This is a genomic window from Sphingomonas sp. (genome assembly GCF_019746015.1).
Lineage (GTDB): Bacteria > Pseudomonadota > Alphaproteobacteria > Sphingomonadales > Sphingomonadaceae > Sphingomonas.
Genome location: NZ_JAIESM010000053.1, coordinates 73709 through 84321, shown reverse-complemented (window position 1 = coordinate 84321; position 10613 = coordinate 73709). Strand labels below are relative to the sequence as shown.

Here is a 10613-nt window from a genome sequence, read left to right as displayed (position 1 = left end):
TTGGAAAGGAACGAAAAGGGCACAAAGCTCCGCTCTTAATCAGCGGGTCCTTGGTTCGAGCCCAAGTGCGTCCACCATATCCTTCCCGCAGATTGGCCGCCTTGCAGGTGGTTTCACGTCGTAGGTTGCATGGCGCGGTTTCATTGCAATAGCGGCGGCGCGCACCGCTTTTGTCGCGCAGCCATCAGCCCATAGGCTGCCGCAAGCAACGCTTCACCATGCTCCGCGTTGCGCACCATATCCCCCAATCTTGCTAGACCGAGCTTCTCGATCTGCGCGGCAATCGCGGCGCGATCGCCATCAATCGTGCGCGCAAGCGGCGGCCCCATCTCAGCCCGGTCAACAAGATGACGCCACGCCTTGGCAAGCGTTGCATCGGTGCCCGACCGACCCACGGTCACAAAACCCCGACTTTGCCGCTGACGAAGGTGCCAGAGCCAGTCTCGCAGTTGCGCACCCTTGCGACCTGAGACGCCCCGCGGAGGCTGCCAAAGTGTCAAGTCTACCGGATCGCCGCCGCCGAACAGCGTGATCGGGCAGAGTGCCAGGCGCTCGCCGCGCCGCTCCATCCGCACCAGCACCATTCCCCGCCATCCCGAACCGGCATGAGCATCCAGCGCTTCGATCGTGACCGAAACCGGCTCCTCGAGCTCAGCGGTTAGCGCGAGCCAGCGACCGCTTGTGTCACAAACCGGCCAGACCAGCTGTTGTGCGAGCTCGTCGAAGAATGGCGCGGCGATCTGGCTGGGCTCGATCAAGCAGACGGCCGGCTGTTCGACCGCATCGAGGCCAAGCCCAACCTGCCGCATCCACATGTCCCGCAATGTCGACCAATCGCGCACAATGCAGGACCAGGATGGGTCGGGCCTTACATTGCGCTCTACGACAATTGCGCGTGCGTCCCTGCCGACCGACAGCCGGTTGTCGGCAGATTGCCCAACACCCGACAGATCGAGCCGGGCATGCGCAAGCACCGCTAGAGGCTCGCTTTGCCAGAGCGGCAGGCTCGCCCAAGCGTCGCGCGGCACAAAAGACGGATCAAGGCCCGGCCCGCGAGCGATGTTGACCGAAAGCCATCTGCCCCTATCCGGATCGACAAACCAGCCGGTCAGCCCGCGCGCCCCGGAAGCGCTGGTCCAACGCTCACCGCCACACCCCACCAAACGCAATGGCTCGGCACGCTCGAAGCTGCGCCGCACGTTGCCAGCGAGCATGGTTCGACGCCTCGCATCGGGGCCTCCGAGTGAGCGCACAAGCGCGAGGCACGTAGCGGACAGTTCCAGTAGCCGGTCGGGATCGAAATCGAGCGCGCGGGCGCGGCGAAGCCGGATCTGCGCGGCGATCGCTCGCAGCAAGGCCGCGAGGCGCGGAAGGTTATCGGCGCGAGACGAGACCGACAGTTCAAACAAGGATTCCTCGAGCGGCAGCGGGGCCAGATTCAGGCCGTTGGCCGCCACCTCGACAAGTGCCGCCGCGACGAGCGAAAGGAACGCCGGGTCGGGCGCGATATGCTGGGCCGGTTCCGCATCATTACCGCTTGCTGCCTCGGGCAATGCCTCGCCGAAATGCTGGCGTGCCGCGAGAACCGCCGCCGCATGATAGGCCTTCAATCGCGCCTTCGAGGCTTTTGACACGATACCGTCGAAACCCAGCCCCTGCAGGATCCGCACCGGACCATCAACATCAACGAACGAGACCGACAAGGCCTTGGGCGACACCTCCACTGCAGTCGCGGTCGGCGCCAGTTCCATTGCCGCGCGCCATCCAGCCTTTCCGGCCCACTTCTCGAGTTGCTGAAGGTCCAAAGCCATGACGATCGCGCTGGCGTCGCCCGGCGCGTCCGCTTCGGTTGGTGCATCATCTGCCCCCGGCGTATCAGCACGCACAAAAATCACCGCCGCAAGCCGGTGCCGGCACATCGCGGCAGAGCTACAGGTGCAGTCAGCGGCGCGCGGCCCGCGATCATCCAGCAGCACGCGTTGTCCGTCTACCTCCAGTTCGACGGCAACGCCCTCGGCAGCCACGAGGCGGACCTTGCCCTCTTCCGCATCACGGTGCGCGCGGCGGACAAGCCCGGCATTGGCAAGGGTTGCAAGCGCTGCATCGTCAAACGGCGCCAGGCTCTCGCGCAACGCAGACGCGATCATGCAATGATGCCCCCGATCCATTCCGCAAAGCGATCCGGCGTAAGTGCGGCAACATTCATCCCGCTGCCTGCCAGGCGTTCGGCCATGCGGCGATCATAGACCGGCGCCGCATCGTCACTGAGAGCACCGAGACCGATCAGGGTTGTGCGGGCGGAAGCCAGTCGCCGTATCGCAGCCAGCATCCGCGAGACTGATCCGCCCTCCTCAAAGTCGCTGATCAGCGCCAGAATCGTTCGGCTGGGCTGGGTAACCAGACCTTCGCAATATTCCAGGGCAGACGCGATGTCTGTTCCCCCACCCAGTTGAACCGACATCAGCACTTCGACCGCATCGTGCACCTCCGCCGACAGGTCGACAACGGACGTATCGAACACGATCAGCTTAACTTCCACGGCCGGAAGCGCCGCAAGAATGGACGCCATCACAGCGGCATAGATGGTGGATGACAGCATCGATCCCGACTGATCCACGCACAGAATGATGGTCCATTGCAGTCGCCGCCGGCTGCGGCCGTGGAAGCGCAGGCGATCCGCAATGACGACTTTGCGTTCAGCATCCCAGTTTTTGAGGTTGTCCCGAATGGTCGCGCGCCAGTCGAAGGTTTGCTGTGATTTGACCTGGCTGCGCCGAAATCGGTTTGGGCGTCCCGCCATCGCGGCTTCCACCCTTGGCTTCAGCCGGCGGGTGATGTCTTCGACCACCTTTCGCGTCACCTCGCGTATCTTGGCTCTCATGGCCGGACCTGCCGTTCCTTTGAACGCGAGCAATGCCTTCAGCAGGTCTTTGTTCGGTTCCAGCGCGTCGAGCACCGCGGGGCTCGACAACAGCTCGGTCATCTCGAGATTCTCGATCGCATGCGCCTGCACAGCTTCATAGACCGACTGGGGAAACAGCGCGCGGAGCTCGCCCAGCCAGTTGAGCGCCGTAAGCTGGCTGGGGTCCATGGAGCCAATGCCCCCTGCCCGCTGCCGGTCGCGGCGAAGGCCGCGGCGCTCCATTTCACGAGCATAGAGATAATCCAGCGCGCGATCGGCCCTGCGCTCCGCTTGAGACATGCCGTCGCCCGGGATCGAGCGCTCGGCATAGCGCCCCAGCACCAGGCGCCAGCGCCGAAGGGCAGCCGGATCACTCACGCCAAACCATCGCGGGCCAGAATATCGGCCAGTTCACGGTCAAGGCGCAGATTCTCATCCAACTCCTGCTCCGAAATCCCAACGTCAACGGCCAGCATGCCAGGGTTGGCGCCAAGCCGAGCCGCCACCTCCTCGGCCAACCGGTCCACCTCGCGCGGGTCGAGCGGCATCAGTGCCAGCCGCAAGTACGGTAGCAGCGACAGAAAATCGTCTTCGTCCAGCCCCGTCACGATTGCGTCGATCACGTCGATGATCGCCGGCACCGTCCATACCAGTTCGCGCGCTATCGCGACGACGCCACCCAGAAAGGCAAGCCGGTCGGCCGGATCAACATAACCGCCAGAAAGCTCCCCGCGCAGCCGGGCCTCCAGCTCTTGCACGTCGATTTGTCCATCAAGCAAAGCAAAAGCAGTGATCGCGCCGTCCAGCATCGGATGCAGCTTGCGCCGGCGCAGCACGGCAAATGCCTGACCGACAAGATCCGGATCGACGGGTGCTTGCGACGACCGCGCAAGTTCGATTGCCCCACGCATATCGGCCAGTACTTTCAGCATCTGGCGCGCACGATCCTCTCCGAAATCGGCCAGTTCGGGCAAAAGCAGCACAAGCCGTCGCCATGCCGTCTGCACCAGCCGGTCCAGTGGGCCGACCTCGCTCAAGCCGAGTGCCTCGCGCCCGCGACGCAACAGCAGCAGATCGGCAAGGGCGGCCACCACCGAGCCAAGTTCGGGATCCTCGATCACTTGCTCCTCGACAAGACCGAGAATTGCCTCCGCCCCCGCACCAAGACCAGCGCGGCAGGCGGCTGCGAAGAGATCGATCGCGGCCAGTGCATTGCGGCCTTGGCCCCGCTCGGACAGCGCCGCAATCTGCTGCGCGACGGCGAAAGCCAGCGCCTCGTCAAGCGTATCGGCGGCCTCGGACAGTTCGATCAATCGCGATTCGACCGATGGCGACCAGCAAAGGCTCCAGACTTCATGCAGTCGATCCAGCGCAGCGTCGTTGCGAAAATCCGGGCCGGCGGTGCGTTCGGCAAATCTGGTGCCGATCAGCGTCATCGCATGGCAGAAACGACTGGCTGCTCGATGGCGCTGCTTGCGATAGATATCGAGCTCGCGACGACGCCGTTCTCCGTCGGCCACGACAAAGCCAAGCGCCTTGGCCTGGTTGCGCACCGCCTCCACAAGCGGGGGTGAACCAGACGATGCCGGCACCTCGCCAATCGCCGTTCCCGTCAGCCAAGCGCGCAGCTCGTTCAGGATGGGCACTTCCTCCAAGGGAATCTCCTCCTTGATGAAGCTTGATCGTATCGCGTCGATCACATCATCGCGCGTGGGGAAAGGCCGGTTGCGCAGCGTCGCCAGTCGCTCCGCCTGCTCAATAGCGTTGGCAACCATCGGGAAGGATGGCGCGTCCCAGTTTCCGGTCCGCAAGTGCGCGGCAAAGCCGGTGATCAATTCCGTGGCGAGACCGGCACCGCCATGCTCTCGCCGATGCCACAAACGCTGGTAATAGCCCGGCAGCGGCAACCCTGCATCATAGCCGCGCAACGCATCCAGCTGGCGCATGCCATAACGGATGAGATAGCTGCGACCGGCGTCCGCCGCGCCGACAACGGGCTGCCCCGCGCCCTCCTGCAACAACGCCTCGGCATAGAAGCCGCCGACGACCGCAACCAGGGGGCCGCCGGTCGCGTTTCGGACACGTGCGACGATTGCGCGCATCTGCGCCTCGCGCGCCAGCGTTCCATCTGCCGCCATGACGGCGGGATCGGTGGCCGCCCGCATAGACGAGCAGTAACGCGCAACGTCCTCGAAATAGGCCCGCCAATCGGGGGCTGCCAGCCGCGTTTCGAACAGCTGATCCCAAACCTCGTTGCCGTCGCGGCAGCCAAGTTCCCGAGCGAGCGCCGTCACATAATCACCTACGTCGAAGCTGCGCTCGCTGCCCAACAACGAACGTCGCGGTGCGGCATCCATTCCGACAACCATTTCTGGGGCGGATGACGGGAGATCGATGAAATGGGCTTCAACGCCCAATGCCTTCGCCGCCTTTAGGGCGATCAGTTCGGGACTGTGCTCGCAAAACGGGAAATAGCTTGCAACCCGGCCCGGCGCCTGCCCACCACCGCTTGCGCGAAGCGCGACAATCGCAACCGGGGGCTGCGTGCGCGGATCGCAAACCAGATCGATCAGCGAGTCGAAATCGCAGGGCCCCTCGACAAGGATCGCAGCCGGGCGAACCTGCTCTATCAGACTTGCAAGATGCGCAGCGCACGCCGGGCTATGGTGCCTGATCGGCACCACCCACAGGTCGCGCTCGCCATCGTGAAGGGTCGGCCGCTCCATCTGGTCAGCCCAGTTTCAACGCCCGGGCCGCCTGATAAAACTCCTTCCACGCGCCAGATCGACCTGCCCGCTCCTTGACGATGTGATCGACATAGGCGCGCAACCTTTTGCCATCCTCTGGCGAGTCCTTAAGGACCACACCTTGCAGTTGGCGGGCAACATGCGCAGCGGAAAGCTTGCCATTGTCCAGATAGGCTGCGTCGAGAGCGGCGGCGTGCATCACGTTGACTGCTTCCGCCGTAGACATGACGGCATCTGGGCGGTTCAGGCTGGTTCCCTCAGCAGTGCGCCCGGTTCGCAGATCCTGGAACGTGCGCACCAAAACTTCGGCAACGTCGCGCTCCCCGGAAACGCGAACCCCCGCCGGGCCCAGCCGTTCGGCCAACTGCTTCAGCACCAGCTCGCGCTCGAATTCTGGATCAGCAATCGGGTGCACGGTTTCGAAGTTGAAGCGACGCTTCAGCGCGCTCGACATTTCGTGAACCCCGCGATCACGCAGATTGGCCGTAGCAATCACATTGAAGCCTGGCCTCGCGGCAGCCACGGCGTCGAGGCCAAGCTCTGGCAGCGCGAGCATCTTTTCGGACAGAATCGAGATCAGCGCGTCCTGAACTTCAGGCGGACACCGAGTGATCTCCTCGAAGCGCACGATACGCCCGGACCGCATGGCATTGAGCACCGGCGAAGGAACCAGGGCCCGCTCGCTCGGCCCCTCGGCGAGCAGCAACGCATAGTTCCAGCCATAGCGGATATGATCTTCCGTCGTCCCGGCAGACCCCTGCACGACGAGCGACGAAGTGCCACAGATCGCGGCCGCCAGAAGTTCCGACAGAAGCGACTTGGCGGTGCCCGGTTCGCCGACCAGCATCAGCCCTTGCTGGCTCATCAGGCTGACAATTGCCCGGTCGACGAGCGGATCATCGCCATAGAATTTGCGGCTGATCCCCAGCCTGGCATCGCCAAGCAGGAAGCCGCGCACCGCGCGAGGCGACAGGTGCCAGCCGGCAGGCTTTGGGAACTGATCCTGCGCTGCCAGCGTGGCAAGTTCTGCCGCATACCGCGTTTCGGCCGGGGGTCGGATGGCGGGCGTTTCGTTCGTCATCAATGGACCTTCTTTTTCCAGTCGGGATCGAAGCCGGTGCCCTTGTCGGCCATGTCGTGCAGGTCGCGCCAGCTTTCGGCCAGCAGAACCGGCGGCACCTCTGCCAGAGTGACCTGGCCGCCGGGGCCGCCGCTGCGCAGCTTGCGAAAGGACAGAGACATGATCGCCGCGAGCCGATTTTCCTCTGGCAGCGGGCTGCCGGAAAACTCGATCTCCACCATCAAACCGGCTTCCCGGAACATCTTCTCATAGGTCACGAACCAGCCGCCGTCTTCCGCCGGGCCGCGCTGGTAGCCCAGCTTGCCGGCGATGCCGCGGAGCTTGAAGGTCTCGATCATCCAGCCCTTGCGATCGGCAATCTCGCGATCCTTGGCCTGTGTGGCGTCAAGCGCGGGCAGGTCACGCCCCAGCTGGTCAAATGGCGATGCCACCGCGTAATCGGCCAGATGCTTGCGCCAGCGATCAATCTGGTCCGCCGTCAACAAGGATGAATGCGCCAGGCGAACCTGAGCGAAGTCGGCCAGTCGGACATCTGCGTCGTCGCAATCGGTGTAACTGCCGTCGCCAAGCGGGCGGAATGCGGCGATCGCTGCGCCCTGTTCGTCGACACCCTGCCAGACGAGGCGCGCAGCGATCCGGCCGACGATCGGGTGGCCCGCAACAAAGTTCTGCCAGTCGCTTAGCTCCCAGCTGCGCTGCAGGAACATGGCTTCCTGAAGACGGCCGGCCTGTGCGGCAATCACCTGCTTCACCTCTTTGCGCGCAGTCGACAGCTGCTTTTTCGCGGCATCCACCAACGGCTTCTCGTCATCGACACGCGCTGCGGGCAGCGCCTTCACTTCGCGTCCATCGGCGTTCAGGATGACGATCGCATCCTCGGCATCCAAGCGCAGCGTGTAGGTTCGGTCGGTCCCCAGATCGAGTTCCTGCGTGCCATCGAGATCAAATCCACCGGTGGGCACGGTACGATCGGCGAGCTCGGCGGGGCTCCACCCGTTTCGGTCGGCAATCTTCTCGACGAGTTTTGCAGCATAGGCCTGAACACTACGCTGCTTAGACCGGTTGGCCGCCACCAGAATGAGCTGCAGCGCCGCGCCATCGCCGATTGCGGCGAGCACGTCGAGTACCGCTTTCGCCTGCGACGTTCGCGAGCCATGCTCTTTCAGGAACGGCCTGATCCGTTGAGCGGCGTCGGCGCCGTTGACGCGGGCTGCAAGCGCCAGAATGCCTTTGCTGTCAACTGCAGTGCCCAGATACTCGCCAGCCTTGGCGCGTTTCAGCTGTGCGAAGACAACGGCGCGGTCGGACGAAAAATAGCCGGCGCTATCGGGCCATCGCTTGGCATAGGTAAGGTTCTGCCGGACGGTGGCATCAACATGCAGCGATGCGTAGGCGTTCGCCTCTTCATCGCTGGGCTGGCGCGTATCTTCGTCCATCCAACCCGTTAGCACCATCCACCCAAGCTTGTGCGCTTGGCCGGGGGCCAACCGGTCCAGCCAAAGGTTCATCATGGCATTACCGCCAGGCTGCTTGAGCTTTGCTGACAGAACGACCCACCATGTCGGCAGGACAGGGTCGACAGGAGTTCCATCGGCCCAGGAAAGCGCTGGCAGCATATCGAACGGAAACCAGCTCAAGTTCTTGGGAAGCCCCTTTGCCAGGCCCGCGCGTGCCTCTTTCTGCAGCACCGCGGGGTCGAAATATGCCGACACATCTTCACCCAACCGATTGAGTGCGGTGATCATCGCTGCCCGCGCGAGGTCGCTCTTTTCCTTGTCCAGGGCTGTTCGTATCGCGGGCGCCTCTGCGGAGGCGCCCCGCGACGCAAGCCATTCTGCCGCCAGCGCGCGTACGTCCTGCCGACCATCCTGCAACTGAAGGGAGATTGCAGCATCAATACCGGCGGTCTTGTGCAGCAACTGTCGCGCTTTGGCCCGGATACCGGCGGCACTGTCGCTGCCGAGGGACATCAGCTGCGCGCGATATCGGACTGGAAGCTTCGGAAAATATTCCAGCAGTTCAAGGCCGGGCATGGTCAGCTTATGCTCGGGATGAGCTTGTGGAATGAGCCCCAGAGCCTGGTCGATGGAATCGAACTTGCCGCAAAGCAATGGCCATAACGGCACGTCGAACTGGGGAAGCCCCCAATAGTATCGATTCTTGAGATGGCCGTTGATGAAGTCGGCACCGCCCGCCTCTTCCCAGAGCGCGATGAAGGTCCGCAGATCGGCGCCCCTGGCCAGACGCTGCTGGATCACCGTAGTAATGGCGCCGACAGTGCCACCCCACCCCCATGACAAGGCACTGACTTGGCCGTTCGACAGCGCAACGGCCATCCGGGCAAGATGACGAAGCGTAAGGCGTGGGTCGTTGAAAAAGGCATCGACCGCCGAGTGCTTGAACTCATGCCAAAGCAGCCAATCGACGATTGGTTTGGCCGATTGGTGTTGAATTGGAGAAGCCCCCTCGGCCAGTTGAGCCAGGCGGGTGAGGTCGCGCTTGTCCTTGGCGGAATAGTCCCGGCTCCAGTGCCACCTTTTTCCTGTCGCCTGTGCCTTTCCCGCTGCCAGCAAGCGGTTGAATTCGGTTATGGCTGGCTCGAGCGTGGCCAGCAGGTCAGGCGGAATGGGGCTTTGAGGCGGGAGCGCAGACGGCATTCCTGCCTCAACCCAGCTGCCGTCGACCGCCCAGTAGCCGGCCGGACCATCGGGGCTGCGATGCTCCTGCTCAGACTCCGGCACCGCAGCTGGGTCCCCAGCGGTCACGGCCAAAATATTGTCAATGGCGGCAGTAACTTTCAGCACCGTTTCGGACTGTCGCCAGCAGCCCAGCATCTCATGCCCCTCTTTGCCGAGGCCGACGGAAGCGACACCAACCAGTTCGACACGCACCGCAGTGGGGGATTTGGCGAAGCGTTCGTCCAGCGCAGCGGCTAATCGGCCAGGATTGCATGTCGTGAGCGCCTGGCGCGCATTGGCGCGAACCTTTTTCGATGATCCTGTGGCAAGATCGATCAACAGATCCAGATAGCGCTCTTGCAAGTGATAACGGCCGATCGCCGAGGCGAGTTCAGCACGGACATCGGCAACGAGGCCGGGTGCAACCGCCACAATGTCGTCGCGAGATCGTTCCAGCCATTGTGCTATGCCTGCGAAGCGTTCTTCGCTGTTTCTGGATGCATACTCAGCGGCATCGCGACTGAAGAGAATATCGAGAGTCGGCGTAACAGAATCACCGGCATGCCCCGCAAGCGCGACCAGCGATTCAAGTGGCTGATTCTTGCGGCCATGCCCAAGCCAGATTGTAACAGTGTGGCGAAGCCAATCGGGAGATTTCTTGGTGCCAAAATATCCCCAGTCATATGATATTGGTTCAATCGTCGCCAGCACTTCGCCAAATCGATACATCTGATCGATGCGCCAAGCGCCAAGGTCACCAAAGAGATTTTCCTCGTCACGCCGTGGCCAGATCATGGACCGATTCGTCCAGGCATGGCGAACCGATTGTCGCTGCAGGGTTGAGAGGAGCGAACTGTTAGCACCATCTGCAATATAGCGCGCCACGTTGGCGGGCAGCGATTTGTCAGACTTCTCGAGATGGCGAAATAATCTAGCAACGTTGAGCAAGGGGAAATTGCCGATCGCAACCGCAGAACCGGCCAGGCCGAACCCGCGTTTGATACGATCAAAAATCGATTCCGGCATATCCCCTCCTTGATCGTGACGCGACGTTAGGGCTTATCGTTAATGGTTCAAAGATGAACTGGGCGAAATTTGTCCGCATTAGTCTAACTAGCTGACGTCGTGCATGGCAACTAGCCATCGTTCGTCGGAAAGATATAGATCAGCACTAACAGAAGCATGTGCTGCAAAGCAGCGTTTGG

5 protein-coding genes are annotated in these 10613 nt (G+C 62.7%); all 5 read right to left on the bottom strand.

Annotated features, from left to right (window positions below; translation table 11 throughout):
• Positions 1 to 140: 140 nt before the first annotated feature.
• Genes K2Y03_RS08340 through K2Y03_RS08320 form a run of 5 tightly spaced genes read right to left on the bottom strand, consistent with a single transcriptional unit; the run spans position 141 to position 10434 of the window.
• The gene (locus K2Y03_RS08340; protein WP_294089923.1) at positions 141 to 2147 is read right to left on the bottom strand and encodes a hypothetical protein; all 2007 of its coding nucleotides are present in this window, start codon (positions 2145 to 2147) and stop codon (positions 141 to 143) included.
• Complete coding sequence (locus K2Y03_RS08335) at positions 2144 to 3280, bottom strand: VWA domain-containing protein (RefSeq protein ID WP_294089922.1); 1137 nt, start codon at positions 3278 to 3280, stop codon at positions 2144 to 2146. The genes K2Y03_RS08340 and K2Y03_RS08335 overlap by 4 nt, the downstream gene beginning before the upstream one ends.
• The gene (locus tag K2Y03_RS08330) at positions 3277 to 5628 is read right to left on the bottom strand and encodes a DUF5682 family protein (RefSeq protein WP_294089921.1); all 2352 of its coding nucleotides are present in this window, start codon (positions 5626 to 5628) and stop codon (positions 3277 to 3279) included. Before K2Y03_RS08330 ends, K2Y03_RS08335 begins: the two co-directional genes overlap by 4 nt.
• A 4-nt stretch (positions 5629 to 5632) precedes the next feature.
• Positions 5633 to 6730, bottom strand: coding sequence for an AAA family ATPase (locus K2Y03_RS08325; protein ID WP_294089919.1), 1098 nt, complete (start codon positions 6728 to 6730; stop codon positions 5633 to 5635).
• Positions 6730 to 10434 carry a DUF4132 domain-containing protein gene (locus K2Y03_RS08320; protein ID WP_294089917.1) on the bottom strand — a complete coding sequence of 1235 codons (3705 nt, stop codon included), beginning with the start codon at positions 10432 to 10434 and terminating at the stop codon, positions 6730 to 6732. The genes K2Y03_RS08325 and K2Y03_RS08320 overlap by 1 nt, the downstream gene beginning before the upstream one ends.
• Between the last annotated feature and the right edge of the window lie 179 nt (positions 10435 to 10613).

Coding starts and splice junctions, on each gene's coding strand:
- K2Y03_RS08340 (WP_294089923.1), bottom strand. CDS start 2,147: ATGATCGCGTCTGCGTTGCGCGAGAGCCTGGCGCCGTTTGACGATGCA.
- K2Y03_RS08330 (WP_294089921.1), bottom strand. CDS start 5,628: ATGGAGCGGCCGACCCTTCACGATGGCGAGCGCGACCTGTGGGTGGTG.
- K2Y03_RS08325 (WP_294089919.1), bottom strand. CDS start 6,730: ATGACGAACGAAACGCCCGCCATCCGACCCCCGGCCGAAACGCGGTAT.
- K2Y03_RS08320 (WP_294089917.1), bottom strand. CDS start 10,434: ATGCCGGAATCGATTTTTGATCGTATCAAACGCGGGTTCGGCCTGGCC.